This window comes from Bradyrhizobium sp. OK095 (genome assembly GCF_900109945.1).
Taxonomy (GTDB): domain Bacteria; phylum Pseudomonadota; class Alphaproteobacteria; order Rhizobiales; family Xanthobacteraceae; genus Bradyrhizobium.
In genome coordinates, this window is sequence record NZ_FOBX01000001.1 from 314758 (window position 1) to 331734 (window position 16977).

A 16977-nucleotide genomic window follows, 5' to 3' on the forward strand; every position below is an offset into this window, starting at 1 on the left:
GACGAATTCGGCGGAAACGATAGTTCTGCGGGCTGAACAGGTCGCTAAGGCGCGCCGTACCGGTGGTCCGTAAGACTCCGGGGAAAACCGGCAAATTATTTCCAGACTGCCGTGACTTGCAGGGCAATCATTAACTAAGTCGCGCAATGCGCAATACCCGCGTCCTGAAATTGTGCGGTTCTTAACTCCGATCCTTGTCCGATAGCGGTTCCGGTGGCTCAACCAGAAGTGGGCCGACGAGGGGGACGTGCGGATCAAGATGGGCGGTCGCGATCAGAACGATCAGGATCGGGAGCGGAAGACCGGATGGTGGCGCGCCGCGCCGCTGCTCGGGCTGTATCGCCCTGCGCTGGTCGCGATTGCTGTCGGCCTCCTGTTCTCGATCGTGGGCGCCGCTGCGGTCGCGCGATGGGAAGATCGCGTCAACAGGATCGAGTTCGAGAACGCGGCCGAGACCGAAGCGATCGTCATGCAGAACGGCATGGGCGAGTACATCTCCAGGCTGGTTGCGCTGCGCACGCTGTTCGAATCGACCAACGAGGAAATCACCCGCAGCGAATTCGAGACCTTCAGCGCCCGCCTGTTCGAGCGCCATCCCGGCATGTTGCGCATCGCCTGGGTGCCGCGCGTCAACCGCAAGGAGCGCGCCGAATACGAGGCCGCGGCGATCACGGACGGCGTATCGGGCTATCGCATCAAGTCGCTTCAGGGCGAGACCTTCGCCAGCGCGCCGCAGAGCGACGAATATTTCCCGGTGTTCTACTCGACCCAGCCGAAGACCTCGACGGTCTACGGCATGGATTACGCGACCATCCCGGAACGTCGTGCGGCGCTGGAGCGCGCGCGCGACAACGACGGGGTCGCGGCCATCCGCACCCGCCTTTACGAACCGAGGGAAGGCGGTCGGCTGCCCGACATCCTCGTTGCCATTCCCGTCTATGCCAAGGGGACGTCGCGCGAGACGGTCGCGGACCGGCGCCGCAACCTTGCCGGCTTCGTCGTCGGCGTCTTCGATCTGCCGCTGCTGATGCAGTCCATGCGCGTGACCACCGGCGCAAGCCCCGCGGTCAGCGTGAACATCTATCCGCCCTTCACGGGGCAGATCGTCAGCCTCGAGGAGATGCTGCCGGATTTTTCGTCGGCCGCCACGGCGCCGCAGTCGATGCGGGACGTCGCGCGGACACTGCACTGGTCGGGCGGTCTCAAGATAGGTGACACCGACTGGCAGGTGCGCGCCATGCCGACCGCCGGCGGTGCGCTGGAGACTGGCTACGACCGCGCGGCCGCGGTTCTCATCGTCGGCATGCTGCTCACGCTGTCGCTGTCGACCTACCTGATGCTCGCGAGCCGCAATTCACGGCGGCTGTCGCTGGCGAACCGCCGGGTGCTCGAGCTCGCCCAGACCGACATCCTGACGGGCTTGCCGAACCGTGCCTTCTTCCTCGCTCGGCTCGACGAGCTCAACGACCAGCTGAGCGATTCCGGTTCGACCTTCTCGATCCTGATGCTCGACCTCGACCGCTTCAAGAACGTCAACGACTCCCTCGGTCACGGCGCCGGCGATGTGCTGTTGCGCCAGGTGGCGCAGCGGCTGAGATCGGCGCTGCGCGTGAGCGACGTGCTGGCGCGGCTCGGCGGCGACGAATTCGCCATCATCCAGGAAGCTTGCGAGGATCAGCGCGCCTGCTCGACCGAGCTCGCGGCGCGGATCGCCAAGCTCGTCGCCGAGCCGTTCCTGCTGCCCGGACATCGCGTCGAGATCGGCACCAGCATCGGCATCGCGATCGCGCCGGATCACGGCAGCGACCAGGAGCAATTGCTGAAGAAGGCCGACCTCGCGCTCTACCGCTCGAAATCCGCGGGCCGCAACTGCTTCACCATCTACGACGAGGCGATGTCGGCGGAGCTCGAGGCGCGCAACACGCTGGAAGGTGACTTGCGCGACGGCATCGCGCGCTGCCAGCTCGAGGTGCACTACCAGCCCTTCGTCGATGCGCTCAGCGGCGCGCTGCGCGGCTTCGAGGCGCTGGTGCGCTGGCGGCATCCGACGCGTGGACTGATTCCGCCCGACCAGTTCATTCCGCTTGCCGAGGAGACCGGGCTGATCGTTCCGCTCGGCGAATTCGTGCTGCGCCGCGCCTGCGCGGACGCAGCCCTCTGGCCTTCCGACCTCGCGGTCGCCGTCAACCTGTCGCCGATCCAGTTCAAGGAGGCCGAACTGTTCCAGATGATCTGCGCGGCGCTCGCGGATTCCGGCCTGCCGCCGCAGCGGCTGGAGATCGAGATCACCGAATCAGTGCTGCTGGAGCGCGGGGTCGAGAACCTCGCCTTCATGGAACGGCTCAAGCACCTCGGCATCGAGCTTGCACTCGACGATTTCGGCACCGGCTATTCGTCGCTGAGCTATCTGACCACGTTCCCGTTCGACAAGATCAAGATCGACAAGTCGTTCATCCGCAACCTCACGCATCAGCCGCGCTCTTCCGCCATCATCGCCTCGATCGTGACGCTGGCGCGCGGGCTGGACATGTCCGTCACCGCCGAGGGCGTCGAGACGAACGAAGAGTTCGAACGCCTGACGGCGCTCGGCGTCAATTTCGCGCAAGGCTATCTGTTCGGGCGTCCGCAGCCGGTCGACCAGCTCACGTTCGACGCCCCCGTTCAGCCGTCGCAGCGCGACGCGGCCTGAGCCTGTGCCCAAATAGGGCATCTCGCGAAAATAGCTTGACCCAGGCTTCTCCGGATGGTCGGTATCACCATCTAGGGATGAAACAAGCACACCATGCGACTTCCGTTCTTCTACGGCTGGGTCGTGGTCGCCGTGACCTTCGTCACCATGGCCATCGGCGTCAACGCACGCACCGCCTTCTCATTGTTCTTTCCGCCGATCATCTCCGAGTTCGGCTGGGAGCGCGGCGTCACCGCGGGCGCCTTCTCCTTCGGTTTCGTGGTGTCGGGCGTGGTCAGTCCGCTGATCGGCCGCCTGATGGATCGCGCCGGTCCCCGCGCGGTGATGGAGCTCGGCGTCGTGCTGATGGGCGGGGGGCTGCTGCTCGCGCCGCTCACCAGCGAACCCTGGCATCTCTACGTGACCATCGGCGTCATGGTCGGCGCAGGCTCAGTGTGTCTCGGCTATTCCGGCCAGTCGCTGTTCCTGCCGAACTGGTTCATCCGCAAGCGCGGCTTTGCCATCGGCATCGCCTTTGCCGGCGTCGGCATCGGCTCGGTGACGCTGCTGCCCTGGGTGCAGCACATGATCGAGCAGACCGGCTGGCGCACCGCCTGCACTGCGATGGGCCTGCTCATCCTGATCGTGCTGGCGCCGATCAATTTGTTCCTGCACAAGCGCCCGGAGGATCTCGGCCTTCAGCCGGACGGCGATGCCGCGCCCGCCACGGGTGCCGCAAAACCAACCTCCAATGTGGTCGATCCCGTCTGGGTCAATACCGACTGGACGCTGAAGCGCGCGGTCGCAACTGCGCGGTTCTGGTGGATCGCGCTCGGCTATTTCTCCGGCCTGTACATCTGGTACGCCGTGCAGGTGCATCAGACAAAATTCCTGCTCGATATCGGCTTCAGTGCGAACGTTGCGGTGTGGGCGCTTGGCACCGTCAGCCTGCTCGGCATTCCCGGCCAGATCCTGCTCGGCCATGTCTCCGACCGGATCGGACGGGAGTGGGTGTGGGCGATCAGCTGCGCAGGCTTTGCGATCTGCTTTGCGGCGCTGATCGCGTTGAAATTCCAGCCGTCGCTGTGGCTGGTTTACGTCATGGTGTTCACGCAAGGCGCGCTCGGTTACGGCCTCACCTCGATCATGGGCGCGGTGGTGTTCGAGATTTTTCAGGGCAGGCACCAGGGCAGCATCTTTGGAATGATCATGCTGGCGGCATTGGCGGGTGGCGCGGCGGGTCCCTGGCTCACCGGCTTGCTCTATGATCGCACCGGCGATTACACGCTCGCCTTCGCCATCGCGATGGTCGTGAGCGGAGTGTCGGCGCTGTCGGTGTGGCGGGCATCGCCGGGCAAGGTGCGCGCCGTGGCCGGCCGGCTGCACAAGCTCCAGGGAACCGCAGCGGAATAGGTTCCGCACGCACCGGATTACCTGCGCAGCTTTCGCGAGATGTTAAGCATGTCGCGTCTTGGCCAAACGCGGCGGGATTGCAAAAACGTCTTGGACACCATCGGAGCGTTAGCTTCGGGCGGATTGCCTCTTCTTCCCGATGCTGCCGGGTCCACGATGTCTGCCTCCAATTGCCTTGTGACAGAAATTCCGGACGTGTTGCGAGCCGCGCTCGAATGCGCCGACGATGCCATCATCATCGTCGACGATGCGCATCGCATCACGCATTTCAATGCCGCAGCCGAGCGAATATGGAGGCTCGCGCGCGCTGAGGTGCTCGGTGGCGACGCCGCCGTTCTCACCCTCAAATGCCTTCAGGCCGATACGATCACGGATTTCCGCGACGAGATCAGCCTCGTGCGGCGCGACGGCAGCCGTATCAAGGCGCAGGTCGCGACGTCGTCCGTGACCGTCGTCGGCGCGACCCATCACATCGTGTTCGCGCGCGACGTCACCCTTGACGCGGATCGTCGCGTCAGGATCGGGCTGCTCCACGCCGTTTCCGACCAGACCAACCGCGCGGTGATCATCACCGACGTCGAACAGAACATTGTCTACGTCAATTCGGCGTTCACGACGCTGTTCGGCTATACCAGCGAGGAGGCCGAGGGCCGCCGCGCTGGCGAGCTCATCGCCGGCTGCCACACCGATCGCACGGCCATCGCGAAGCTCGTCAAGCGCCTGATGCATGGCGGCCGCCGTGGCGAGGCCGAGGTGCTCGCCTACGACAAGGACGGCGAGGAGATCTGGGTCTGTGCCCGGATCGATGCCTTCCGCGACAAGAAGGGCCGGGTCAAGCACATCTTCGCGCTGCTCGAGGACATCACCGAGACCAAGCAGCTGCGCTCGCTCCAGCAGCTCATCATGGGCTCGCTTGCCGACGAGGTTCCGATCACCGACATCGCCGACAGGCTGTGCCGCCGCGTCGAGGAGATCGCGCCCGATGTCGTCTGCTCGCTGCTCCACGTCGACGCTGCGGGCCTGGTCCATCCGCTCGGCGGCCCCAGCCTGCCCGAGGACTATTCCCGCGCACTGGACGGCATCGCGATCGGACCCAATGTCGGCTCCTGCGGAACCGCGGCCTTCTACGGCGAACCGGTGCTGGCAACCGATCTCGACACCGATCCGCGCTGGCAGCCCTACAAGGCAATGCCGCTCGAAGTGGGCCTGCGCGCCTGCTGGTCGACGCCGATCAAGGCCAAGGATGGCCGGGTCATCGCCACCTTCGCCTTCTATTTCCGTGAGTCGCGTGCGCCGAGCAAATGGCACCGGCGCATCGTCGATGCCTGCGTCAACCTCGGCGCCTTCGCGATCGAGCGCAAGGAAGCGCGCGCCGAGATCGCGCGGCTCGCCTATCACGACATCCTCACCGGCCTGCCGAACCGCGCGCAGCTGCGTCACCTGATCACCACCGCGATCGACGCCTGTCCGACCGGCAGCCATGTCGCGCTCGCCTTCCTCGACGTCGATCATTTCAAGGACGTCAACGACACGCTCGGTCACGCCGCAGGCGACGAGCTGCTGATCCAGCTCGCGCAGCGCCTGCGTGAGCACATCGGTCCCGAGGACATGCTGGGGCGGCTCGGCGGCGACGAATTCGTCATCCTGCTGCCGCAGCGCGCCGCCGAGGGCGCCGAGCGCGTCGCGGCCGGAATCACGGAGGCACTGTCCGCGCCTTTGAGGCTCGGATCAAAACTGATGCCGATGTCGGCCAGCATCGGCATCAGCCTCTATCCGGATCACGCCACCGACATCGACACGCTGATGCAGCAGGCCGACGCTGCCATGTACATGGCCAAGCAGGCCGGACGCTCGACCTATCGCCTGTTCAGCGCCGAGATGAACGGTCTCGCCGAGCAGCGGCTGGCGCTGATTGCGGCGCTGCGCAAGGCCATCGCGGAGGGCCTGCTGACGCTGAGCTACCAGCCGCAGATCCGCAGCTGCGACGGCGCCATTCACGGCGTCGAGGCGCTGGCGCGCTGGCACGATGCCGTGCTCGGCGATATCTCGCCGGCAAAGTTCATCCCGCTCGCCGAGGAGTGCGGCCTGATCGAGCAGATCGGCCTGTGGTCGGTGCGCGAGGCCTGCCGGCAGATGGCGAGCTGGCGCCGCGCCGGGCTCAACATCCCCAGCGTGTCGGTGAATTTGTCGCCGATCAATTTCCGCAATGTCACGCTGGCCGCGCGGCTCAAGGACATCCTCTCCGAATATGAATTGCCGTCGGATGCCCTGATGCTCGAGATCACCGAGGGCGCGTTCATGCAGGACAGCGTCGCCGCGCTCGAGACCATGAATGCGATCCGCGAGCTCGGCGTCGGCCTCTCGGTGGACGATTTCGGCACCGGCTATTCCAGCCTCAGCCGCCTCGCGCATCTGCCGATCCGCGAGCTCAAGATCGACCGCAGTTTTATGCGCGACATCGAGAAGGACGCGGGCGCCCTTGCGATCGCCACCGCCGTGGTGCGCGTTGGCCAGGGCCTCGGCATGACCGTCGTCGGCGAAGGCGTCGAGACCGAGGGGCAGCGCAAGGTGCTGTCCGAGCTCGGCTGCGACGTCGTCCAGGGCTTTCTCTATGCGCCAGCGCTAGCGCCAGTCGCCTTCGAGCGCTGGCTGATCGAGCATTGTGCCGAGCAGGCAAGGGCGATGCTGGGGCGGCTGGATCTTGCGTTGGTTGATAAAGTCGCGGCCAAGCGCTCAGCGTAGCCGAACAGTCTTGTCGGTTAGGCCGTAAGCAATCTCTGGCACGTTATTGCTTGGCCTTCGCGGGGAAAATCAGCGATTGATCATCAATATCCTGATCCGGAAGCCGGTGCACGCCCGCCATCGTATGCAGTTCTATCAGGGACGGCATCGCCGCGGTGGAGAGTTCGATCGCACGAGGCTGCCCCCTGAAGATCGTCGCGGCAGCGACGATCAGTGCCAGAACGACGAAAGAAGCGACCAGGAACCGGGTCATGAAAAATCTCCCACTTCGCCTATGTGGAGAACAAAAAGCTTAATAAACAACAACGTTGCCGTTAAACGCGGGCACTCGACTCGGCAAACGCCGTGGCAGCGGACTCCTGCACGAAACGCTCAAGGATAGCGGCGGCGCCGAGCGCGACGACAGCGGCGAAGAGACAGGCAATTGTGAAAACGCGCATGTTGTTGATCCCTGCATCTGCAACGTAGCACCTGTTTTGTGCATCTCTCGTACAAAACGCCGTGTTCAGGCCGGAAGTGCGAAGGCCTCCGCCTCGATATCGATGAACGTCCGTCCCAGCCCGCCGACGGCCGCATAGAAGTCCGCCGAACTCGCCCGCTCGAGATCAGCGAAAAAGCGCCTCATCCAGCGTGAGACATGCTCTTCAAAAAATATTCTTTCGGCGTCCGCTGACGCTGGAATGCTCCCGCCGGCCAAGCCTGACATGATCTCGCAGAGAAATCCCGCGTGATCTTCGGGCTCTGTACGCTCCGGAGCCTTTTGGAGGCCGAGACCCTGCAGAGTTTCCCTCAACCGCGCGAGCGGACGGCCATACAGGGTTTCCGATAAATAGTGTGACGCATAAGGCAGCAATGCCCCCTTGCCCAATCCTGCAAAGAGGGCGAAGAACTCGCGTGACGCGGCCTGCTCGTTTGTCCGGCGCGCTGCATCCGCCAGCGCAATGTGCGCCATACCGATCGGGCTCGCATCGCCGCGCAATGCGCAGATGCGGCTCAGCAGATGCGCGTCCGGGCTGCGCGTCAGCAAAGTTGCCAACAGCGCGTATTCCTGCGCCCGGGCGCGGTCGAATTCATCGACAGTACGCACTGAAGCGATCCTTGAGGCTTGATCCATCATCGTTCGATCGCGCAAGACATAAAATCCGACTGGCTGTTAGCGTGGCAACGCGCTGCCATGACGTCGTGTTCGCCGGGAGGGCGGCACTTCGGCGGCAGGACCGTCGGGCTGCATGCGTGGATTGCGGTCATGGTCCGGTCGCGCCGTGGCATCATTGGGCAGCGATTGAACCGCCGATGTCGAGTCGAGAACAGGCTGTTCCGCATCGCGCCGCCCTTGCGGAATTAACTCTGCCGGCGACGGCACGTCCGCGAGTGCGTCGCGCACCTGCTCCAGCCCGTTTGACATCTGCGCGAGGAGATCGGCGACGTTGTCTGCCGGATCAAGCGGGCCAAATCCTGGAATTGCGTTGGGATCGTTGAAATCCCACTGGTTCTCCGCGATCCCGATGAAGTCGCGAATCGCGGGATCGGTCGCCCAGGCTCGGCGCAATGCCAGGCGCTTCAATTCGGCCGGAACGCCCGTCTGCAGGAACGCTGCAATGTCGGTGTGAGCGGTGATGGATTCGATCGACGGCAAGCTGGCGAGATCGAAGGGCCGGTCGGTCTCGCCGTTCGCTACGGACAGCCCAGCAGCTTGCTCACCGTCGGTCGGAGCAGGTTCCGCGTCCAGGCTTCTCGAAGCTTGCTTGAGCCGCGCCCAGCGAACGAAGACGTTACTGTCTGCCACGGATCTCTCTCATGTCCTTGTTAACGGTTGCGTTGCCGTTTGATGAATGGCCGTTCGACATGGTGCTCGACGATGAAACGGCCGATGATTTCGGAGATGCCAATCGGCATCGGTACTGCTTCAATCAGATTACTGCCCGCGTCGGTAAACGCCTCGCCCTCGGCCGGATCGGCCGTGACAGCGAGCAGTTCATAAGGCGGTTCGGAGCCGGTGGGGCGCAAATTGACCCATAATTTGGGCGAGCCTGATGTCAGATTTTCGCGATAGTTGATGGTTTCGGTGCGATGCAGCTCGATCACGGCGTCACCTGCGTAGAACAACGTGACGTCGCCTTCGCCGCCGATCGGAGTCCACGGCGTTGCAGACGGTTCGCCCGCAAAGACCGACACGGGGCGCCACAGAAAATCGGCCCACACGCTCTTCGCTTTGCGTCGTTCGATTGCGACACCGACAGCAATGCGTGCAAGACTTGTCGATATCAATTTCCCGTCTCCAATCGAAGTGCGGTCTTTCGATACAGGGTCGCCTTTTGCGGCATGCGGAGTATATACTCTGAGGATAGTCCGGCCAGTAGGTGGCCGCTCTATTTTGGGAGCCGCGGGATATCGTGACCGTCGTACCTGAAACCAGCCGGCGCCTCCTGATCTGCTCATGCGAAGGGACGATGCCGCTCGACGCCGGCGCGATTAGCCGCGGCTGCCGTGGCAAAGCGACGGCCGCGACGCAACTCTGCGGTGCCGAGCTTGGTCTGTTCAAGGCTGTCGCGGCCGAAGAGGGGCCGCTCACGGTAGCCTGCACGCAGCAGGCGGCGCTCTTTTCAGAGGTTGCAGCCGAAAATAATCGTGCGAATTCGATACAGTTTGCCAATATCCGCGAGACCGCCGGCTGGTCCAGCGATGCCGACCGTGCGGGGCCAAAGATGGCCGCGCTGCTCGCCGCCGCAACTGAAGTCGCCGCACCCGCGCCAATGGTCCAGCTGGAAAGCAGCGGAACCATCCTGATCTATGGCCGTGACGAGGCGGTGATGCAGGCTGGCGATTTGCTCAAGGAGCACCTCGACGTCACCGTGCTGATTGCGCCACCAGCCGTGATCGCGCCGCCACGCAGCGCGGACTATCCGATTGCCAAAGGTCGGATAAGCGGTGTCAAAGGACATCTGGGCGCGTTCGAATTGGTGGTCGACGAGTTTGCCGAAGCGGCGCCGTCCTCGCGTCGCGCCCTGACGTTTGGCTCATCGCGCAACAACGCTCGTTCGACCTGCGACATCGTCCTCGACCTGACCGGCGGGCCTGCGCTGATCCCCGCCGACCTGCGCGACGGTTATCTGCGTGCTGATCCCGGTCATCCCTCAGCTATTCTCCAGGTCGTGCTGAAAGCACGCGATCTCGTCGGGACTTTCGAGAAGCCACGTTACATCACCTTTGATGCCGGGCTTTGCGCCCATTCGCGCTCGAAGCAAACCGGTTGCACTCGCTGCCTCGACAGCTGTCCTGCCGGCGCGATCACGCCTGCGGGCAACCATGTGGCGATCGATGCCGACATCTGCGCGGGCTGCGGTCAATGCGCGACGGCTTGTCCCACGGGTGCCGCGTCCTATGCCCTGCCGCCGGAGGATGCGCTGGTCAGAAAGCTGCGAGCGATGCTGCTCGCATATCGTCAGGCGGACGGCGAGCGGGCTGTTGTCCTCGTTCATGACGAAAGCCACGGCGCACCGCTGATCGATGCTCTGGCGCGGTTCGGCGACGGCTTGCCCGCGAACGTGCTGCCGTTTTCCGTCAACGAAGTCACGCAGGTCGGGTTGGAGAGCATCATTGCAGCTTTTGCCTATGGCGTGTCGGCGGTGCGATTCCTGCTTCGAGCCAAGCCGCGCCATGACGTCTCCGGGTTGACGCGAACGATAGCACTGGCCGATCCGATTTTGACCGGCCTTGGCTTCGGCCCGGACCGGCTTTCAGTGATAGAGACCGACGATCCGGATCACCTGATCGAGGCGCTCCGCGCGGCGCCGGCCCACGCACCGGCTCCGCGCCCCGCAAGCTTCCGCCCGGTGGGCGGCAAGCGCGATGTGCTTCGTTTTGCGCTGGCCGAACTGCACCGCGCAGCACCTGCACCCGTCGATGTCATTCCGTTGCCGGACGGGGCGCCGTTCGGCGCCGTCGAGGTCGATACCGCGGGCTGCACACTTTGCCTGTCCTGCGTGTCGGTCTGTCCGACGAGTGCCCTGCGCGACGACCCCGAGCGTCCGGCATTGCGTTTTGTCGAAGACTCCTGCGTTCAGTGCGGTCTGTGCCGGACGACATGTCCGGAGAAGGTCATCACGCTGGTCCCGCAAATCGACTTCCGCGCGAGCCGGGCGCCAACCCGGGTTCTCAAAGAGGAGGAGCCGTTCTGCTGCATCCGCTGCAGCAAGCCGTTCGGCGTCAAGAGCAGCATCGAGCGTGTGGTCGCGAAGCTCGAGGGCCAACACTGGATGTATTCAGGCTCGGCGCAGAGGCTCGACGCAATCAAGATGTGCGGCGATTGCCGGGTGAGCTTCGTCGCCGAACAAGGTTTTGAATCCTATGGCGCGCCGAGCCCAACCGTCCGCACCACCGACGATTATTTGCGTGAGCGGGAGGCGCAACAAGATCCGGACGGCCGCTCCAACTGAACTGCCCGGTTTCGGGCATGCTGCGCGGCATTGCTCTACTCTGCCGGTGTCGCCGAAGCTTGCCGGCCTTCCGCTTCGAGCTTTTCGGCGAGCCAGCGGTCGTGATGCTCTCTCGCCCAATTGATGTCGACCTCGCCCGTTCCCATGGCTTCGAACGCGCCTTCCATGCCGAGCGTGCCGATATAGATGTGTCCCAGGATCAGCGCGATGAAAAGGATTGCGATCACGGCGTGGGCGACCTGAGCGATCTGCATGTCCGCAATGTTGGTGCCGTAGAAGGGAAACAGCAGCACGAACCCTGATGCGGATACCAGGAGGCCTGCTGCGACCGACAGCCAATAGACCATCTTCTCGCCGAGATTGAAGCGGCCTGCAGGCGCATGCTTGGACTTGATGAAGCCGCCGCCCTGCTTGACCCAGTCAATATCGACTCTCTTGAAGAGATTGTCCCTGAAGAAAAGCACCGTGATCAGAGCAAGGCCCGCCACGAAGGCGAAGCTTGTGAAATTGTGCACGTACTTCGCGATCTGGGAGATGTCGGAGAATAGATCCGGGCCGACCAGCGGCCGCAGCAGGACCTTGCCGAAAGTAATGTTCAGGCCGGTCAATCCGAGGAGTACAAAAGAGACAGCCGTCAGCCAGTGAGAAAACCGCTCAAAAGCCTTGAAGCGGACGATCATCTCGCCGGAGCGTCCCGCCTCGATGCGTAGCCGGCCCATGATCAGATAGGCGAGCGCGAGCACTGCAAGCATACCGACGATCACCAGCGCGGCACCCCAATGCAGCAGGACCTCGTGGAAATAATCCCAGGTTCGTCCCATCGGCTGCATCAACACGCTTGCCTTGACGTCGGGAATGTCGATCCGGCCCTGGATGCGCGGCGCTTGCTCGAGAAGCGTCCTCTGATTGGTCACGCTTGCGGTCGGATTCGGTGCCCCATCGGGACCGAGTGTCTGGGCGAGCACCGAGGCTGTCGTGAGACCGAACAGCATCAACAAAAGCGCTGCGAAGCGAATGCGTGCGAAAGCCGTCATGACGGATACCCAATCTTCGTCCTCGATCGTCGCGCTTTCATCGGCCGTAAGCGCAGGTCCTGCTATTTCTTGACGTCCTCGTGATAGGCCGTCGTCCAGCCCCAGGCTCCGGAGCCATAGCCGCGTTTCTCGACACGTTCCTCGTAGAGTTGCGAGATGATGTCGCCGTCGCCAGCGAGCAGCGATTTGGTGGAGCACATCTCGGCACACATCGGCAATTTGCCTTCGCCGAAGCGATTCGATCCGTATTTTGCATATTCTTCGGCGCTTCCCGGCGCCTCCGGTCCGCCACCGCCGGCACAATAGGTGCACTTGTCCATCTTGCCCCGCGAGCCGAAATTCCCGACCTGGGGATATTGCGGTGCTCCGAACGGACAGGCGTAGAAGCAATAGCCGCAGCCGATGCACAAATCCTTGTCGTGCAGGACGATGCCGTCATCGGTCGGATAGATGCATTTGACCGGACACACCGACGCGCAAGGCGCGTCGGTGCAGTGCATGCAGGCCATCGACACCGACCGCTCGCCGGGCTTGCCATCATTGATGGTGACGACGCGACGTCGATTGATGCCCCAGGGCACCTCGTTCTCGTTCTTGCAGGCGGTCACGCAGGCATTGCAGTCGATGCAACGATCCGCATCGCAGAGGAATTTCATGCGTGCCATGGGTCTAACCTCTCATGCGGCTCTGATCTGACAAAGCGTGGCTTTCGGCTCCTGCATGCCGGTGGCAGGATCATAGCCATAGGTCGTCAGCGTATTGACGCTCTCACCGAGCACGATTGGATCGGCACCCGCCGGATATTTCGCCCGGAGATCCGCGCCCTCATACCAACCGGCGAAATGGAAGGGCATCCAGGCAACGCCCTTGCCAACGCGTTCGGTCACCTGCGCCTTCATCCGGGCGCGTGAGCTGTTCTCTGCGCCGGTCACCCAAACCCAGCCGCCGTCGACGATGCCGCGCTCGGCTGCGTCCGCCGGATTGATCTCGACGTACATGTGCTGCTTGAGTTCGGCGAGCCATTTGTTGGACCGCGTTTCCTCGCCGCCGCCTTCGTATTCAACCAAGCGGCCCGAACTCAGAATCAGCGGAAACTGCTTGGCGATCGCGCGATCGACTGCCGCCTTCTGCACGGAGAAGCCGATATTGGGCACGCGAAATTGCTTCGCATCCGGCAAGGTCGGATAGTCGGCAACGAGGTCGGGCCGCGGCGTATAGATCGGCTCGCGATGCACCGGAACCGGGTCGGGCAAATTCCACGCAATCATGCGGGCCTTGGCGTTTCCGTAAGGCGAGCACCCGTGTTCGATCGCGACCCGCTGGATGCCGCCGGAAAGATCGGTCGACCATGACACCTTGTCGGGATCGGCCGGCTTGATGCGCGCGATCACGTCGAACTCTTGCGCGGTGAGATCCTTGTCCCAGCCGAGCTTCTTCAGCACGCCAAGAGTGAACTCGGGATACCCGTCCTTGATCTCCGAACCGACGGAGTAGGAGCCCTCGGCAAGAAGATTATCGTGGTCTTCCCGCTCCACCTCCTGCCCGTTCTCCATCACCTTGCGCTTGACGACGCGTTCGACCCCGAACCGCGCGCGAAAGGTGCCGCCGCCCTCTTTCACGGGAAGGTTGGTGTTGTAGAGGATCGGCGTACCCGGATGTTTGAACTCCGGCGTACCCCAGCATGGCCACGGCAGGCCGTAATATTCCCCGCCAACCTCGGGATCGTCCTTCGGCGCCCGCAGTGTCACCAGATCGAACTTGTGCTGGTTCCTCATGTGGGCCTTGAGCCGCTCCGGCGACTGCCCGCAATATCCCGTCGACCATCCGCCGCGGTTGATCTCGCGGAGGATGTCCTCCGCCGAAACTGCGCCGTTCTCGACCTTGATGTTCTTGAACATCAGGTCGGCAAATCCAAACTTGCGGGCGAACATGTACATCATGTCGTAGTCGTTCTTCGCCTCGAAGACCGGATCGACGATTTTCTCACCCCATTGCAGTGAGCGATTGGAGTTGGTGCGCGAGCCCTCCATCTCGAAGCTCGTGCAGGCCGGGAGGAGGTAGGTGCCGTTCTTGCGCTCCGACAGCACCGACCACGCGGTCGGATAGGGATCGCAGACCACCAGCAGTTCGAGCTTCTCGATGCCCTTCACGGCCTCCGGCATCCGGGTGATGGTGTTGACGCCGTGTCCCATGATGAACATGGCCTGCACCGGGTTGGGCTGGCTGATCTGATTCTTCGGCAGCAAAGTTGCGTCAAACCAGCGCGTGCTCGGAATGCCAGGCGTTTCCATCAGCTTCTTGTCGGGGAAACGCGACTTCATCCAGTCGTAATCGATCTCCCATACCCGGCACCAATGTCGCCAGGCCTCCTCGGCGAGGCCGTAATACAATGGCAGCGAGGTGACATCGAGACCGAGGTCGGTTGCGCCCTGAACGTTGGTGTGGCCGCGGAAGATGTTGGCGCCTGCGCCGGGCTGCCCCATGTTGCCGGTGGCGAGCAGCAACAGGCAACTGGCGCGGACATTCGCCGTGCCGGTGGTGAATTGAGTCTGCCCCATCGCCCAGATCAGTGTGGCCGGCTTCTGCGTCGCGAACAGTTGAGCGATGTGTTTGACCTGTGCTTCGGGCAAGCCGGTCACGCGCTCGACCTCCTTGGGAGGCCACTTCGCGATTTCCTTTCGGACCTCATCGAGGCCATAGACACGCTGGCTGAGGAATTCCTTGTCTTCCCAGCCATTCTCGAAGATGTGCCACAGCATGCCGTAGATCGTGGCGATGTGCGTGCCGGGACGAACCCGGACGTATTCGGTCGCGTGCGCAGCGGTTCGCGTCATCCGGGGATCGACCACGATCATGTTGGCGCGGTTGAGCTCCTTGCCTTCAAGAATGTGCTGCAAGGAGACCGGATGCGCCTCGGCGGGATTGCCGCCCATCAACAGAATGGTCTTGGCGTTGCGGATGTCGTTGTAGCTGTTGGTCATCGCGCCGTAGCCCCAGGTATTGGCTACGCCGGTGACCGTCGTCGAGTGACAGATCCGCGCTTGGTGGTCGGAATTGTTGGTGCCCCAAAACGCGGCGAGCTTGCGATTGAGATATGCGGCTTCGTTGGTGAACTTGGCGGAGCCGAGCCAATACACCGAGTCGGGGCCGGCCTTCTGACGAATGTCCAGCAGCTTGTCGCCGATCTCGTCGATCGCCTTCTCCCAGGAGATGCGCGTCCATTGTCCGTTGACGAGTTTGACGGGATAGCGCAGGCGCCGCTCGTTCAGCACGTCGTCGCGAACCGCAGCGCCCTTGCAGCAATGCGAACCGCGATTGATCGGACTGTCGTAGTCGGGCTCCTGTCCGATCCATACGCCGTTGGCGACCTTGGCGATCACCGAGCAGCCGACCGAGCAGTGCGTACAGATATTCTTCCGGATCGTGACCGGTGCGCCGACCGGTGGTGGTGGACCAGCCTCGGCCTGACGTACGCCGTGCAGCGAGATTTCACCCACCGCGACCAATGCGCCTGCCGTGATGCCTGAGCGCTTCAGGAAAGTTCGCCGGTCTAAACCCGACGACGATGGGCCAGCGTCTGCATTGGAGAGCTTGGCACGCTCCGGACGACGCTCGGACTTCCTGATCAGCACGGAGGTCTCCTATCGAGCGGCGGGATAGCCGTTGACGCGGTAGAAGTTCCGAACTTCCTGAGAGTCAGCCTGGTAGCGAGCCCTGCGCTTTTGGTTCAAATCGACCGGCTTCGCAGAAGCCGGGGAGGGCAACAGCTCGCCGACACTGACTGCGCCGACGCCAATCATCGTCAGCTTAAGCAAGTCACGTCGAAGAACCTTTCGCGGAGGGTCACTCTTCAACGAACGATACTCCCGTTTCGGGTTAGCCCGTCGGTACGTTATCCGAGTTCGGCGCCGGACATCAATCACAACCCTGTATTGCTTCAGCAGCAGGGGCCGGTAATGCTGCAGCTTTCCGGTCGTTGCTCATCTCGGATTTGAAAATTGTCGTGCGAATTGGAAACGGTGAGTGGACATGTTCCAGCCACCCTCACTCCGAAGCCAACCCCGTCCTCCGCCGCAAATCCGTGATCGCCCGCAAAAAGCTGTCGGCGGGCGTCGTCTCCGGATCGATCAGCCGGTGCAGGCGAAAACCGTCTTCCAGCGCCAGCACGACGGAGGCCATCCAGGGCGGGTTGAGCGCGTCGTTCTTGCCGTTGCTCTTCAAGGTTGCCTCGACGATGTCGGCAACCAGCTTGCGCCGCGCGCGCAGGCGTTTTGCAAGCTCCGGCCGGCGCTTCTCGGCGCGCGCGACGAACAGGATCATCTCCATGTGGAGGAGGGGCGAGCGGCCGAGCGGGTCCTGCCTGGTGCGGTCCATCGCCTTCAGCGCCGCGATGAAATCGTCGAGATTGTCGTGCTGGGCGAGGATGTCCATGTTGCGCCGGATCGACTGGTCGACATGGTCCTCGAGCATGGCGATGATCAGCTCGTCCTTGCTCCTGAAGTTGGAATAGAACGCGCCGCGGGTGAAGCCTGCCGCCGCCGCAATCGCCTCGATGCTGGCGCCGCCGATGCCGTCTTCCTCGAACACGCGCGCGGCCGCCTCGAACAACTTGTCGCGCGTATCGTCCCTGGTCGGCCGTGTTCTCACCCTTGACATCGCGCCAGGTTAGGGCAGAATGCAACTC

13 protein-coding genes are annotated in these 16977 nt (G+C 63.1%); 4 read left to right on the forward strand and 9 right to left on the reverse strand.

Features of this window, described 5'->3' with window-relative positions:
• Window positions 1-259 precede the first annotated feature (259 nt).
• The 3 genes from BMW89_RS01525 to BMW89_RS01535 all read left to right on the forward strand — a co-directional run bounded on the left by BMW89_RS01525 (window position 260) and on the right by BMW89_RS01535 (window position 6823).
• The gene (locus BMW89_RS01525; protein ID WP_092021998.1) at window positions 260-2689 is read left to right on the forward strand and encodes a bifunctional diguanylate cyclase/phosphodiesterase; all 2430 of its coding nucleotides are present in this window, start codon (window positions 260-262) and stop codon (window positions 2687-2689) included.
• 93 nt (window positions 2690-2782) lie between these two features.
• Window positions 2783-4081, forward strand: coding sequence for an MFS transporter (locus BMW89_RS01530; RefSeq protein ID WP_092022001.1), 1299 nt, complete (start codon window positions 2783-2785; stop codon window positions 4079-4081).
• A 156-nt stretch (window positions 4082-4237) separates the two neighbouring features.
• A complete protein-coding gene (locus BMW89_RS01535) occupies window positions 4238-6823 on the forward strand; it encodes an EAL domain-containing protein (protein WP_177195770.1) in 2586 nt (861 codons plus the stop codon).
• Window positions 6824-6866: 43 nt separating this feature from the next.
• Here BMW89_RS01535 and BMW89_RS01540 read toward each other — a convergent pair whose 3' ends face one another.
• The 5 genes from BMW89_RS01540 to BMW89_RS01555 all read right to left on the reverse strand — a co-directional run bounded on the left by BMW89_RS01540 (window position 6867) and on the right by BMW89_RS01555 (window position 9091).
• Window positions 6867-7076 (reverse strand): hypothetical protein, encoded by a 210-nt coding sequence (locus tag BMW89_RS01540; protein WP_092022005.1) that lies wholly within the window; start codon window positions 7074-7076, stop codon window positions 6867-6869.
• A gap of 61 nt (window positions 7077-7137) precedes the next feature.
• Window positions 7138-7263, reverse strand: coding sequence for a hypothetical protein (locus tag BMW89_RS38540; protein ID WP_283805319.1), 126 nt, complete (start codon window positions 7261-7263; stop codon window positions 7138-7140).
• A gap of 65 nt (window positions 7264-7328) precedes the next feature.
• A complete protein-coding gene (locus tag BMW89_RS01545; protein WP_244547482.1) occupies window positions 7329-7940 on the reverse strand; it encodes a TorD/DmsD family molecular chaperone in 612 nt (203 codons plus the stop codon).
• Window positions 7941-7976: 36 nt separating this feature from the next.
• Entirely contained in the window at window positions 7977-8609 is a 633-nt protein-coding gene (locus BMW89_RS01550) for a DUF3306 domain-containing protein (protein ID WP_092022007.1), read from the reverse strand.
• A 20-nt stretch (window positions 8610-8629) separates the two neighbouring features.
• On the reverse strand, window positions 8630-9091 hold the full coding sequence (locus BMW89_RS01555; RefSeq protein ID WP_092022009.1) for a DUF3305 domain-containing protein: 462 nt from the start codon (window positions 9089-9091) through the stop codon (window positions 8630-8632).
• 182 nt (window positions 9092-9273) lie between these two features.
• Here BMW89_RS01555 and BMW89_RS01560 point away from each other — a divergent pair, with 182 nt between their 5' ends.
• Window positions 9274-11259: a 4Fe-4S binding protein gene (locus BMW89_RS01560; RefSeq protein ID WP_092022011.1), complete on the forward strand. Its 1986-nt coding sequence runs from the start codon at window positions 9274-9276 to the stop codon at window positions 11257-11259.
• Between the two features lie 35 nt (window positions 11260-11294).
• Here the strand turns inward: BMW89_RS01560 and BMW89_RS01565 are convergent, their stop codons facing one another.
• The 4 genes from BMW89_RS01565 to BMW89_RS01580 all read right to left on the reverse strand — a co-directional run bounded on the left by BMW89_RS01565 (window position 11295) and on the right by BMW89_RS01580 (window position 16949).
• A complete protein-coding gene (locus BMW89_RS01565) occupies window positions 11295-12293 on the reverse strand; it encodes a formate dehydrogenase subunit gamma (RefSeq protein WP_092022013.1) in 999 nt (332 codons plus the stop codon).
• Window positions 12294-12355: 62 nt separating this feature from the next.
• A complete protein-coding gene (gene fdh3B / locus BMW89_RS01570) occupies window positions 12356-12958 on the reverse strand; it encodes a formate dehydrogenase FDH3 subunit beta (RefSeq protein WP_092022015.1) in 603 nt (200 codons plus the stop codon).
• A gap of 12 nt (window positions 12959-12970) precedes the next feature.
• The gene (locus BMW89_RS01575) at window positions 12971-15925 is read right to left on the reverse strand and encodes a formate dehydrogenase subunit alpha (RefSeq protein WP_092022017.1); all 2955 of its coding nucleotides are present in this window, start codon (window positions 15923-15925) and stop codon (window positions 12971-12973) included.
• A gap of 412 nt (window positions 15926-16337) precedes the next feature.
• Complete coding sequence (locus BMW89_RS01580) at window positions 16338-16949, reverse strand: TetR/AcrR family transcriptional regulator (protein WP_092022019.1); 612 nt, start codon at window positions 16947-16949, stop codon at window positions 16338-16340.
• Between the last annotated feature and the right edge of the window lie 28 nt (window positions 16950-16977).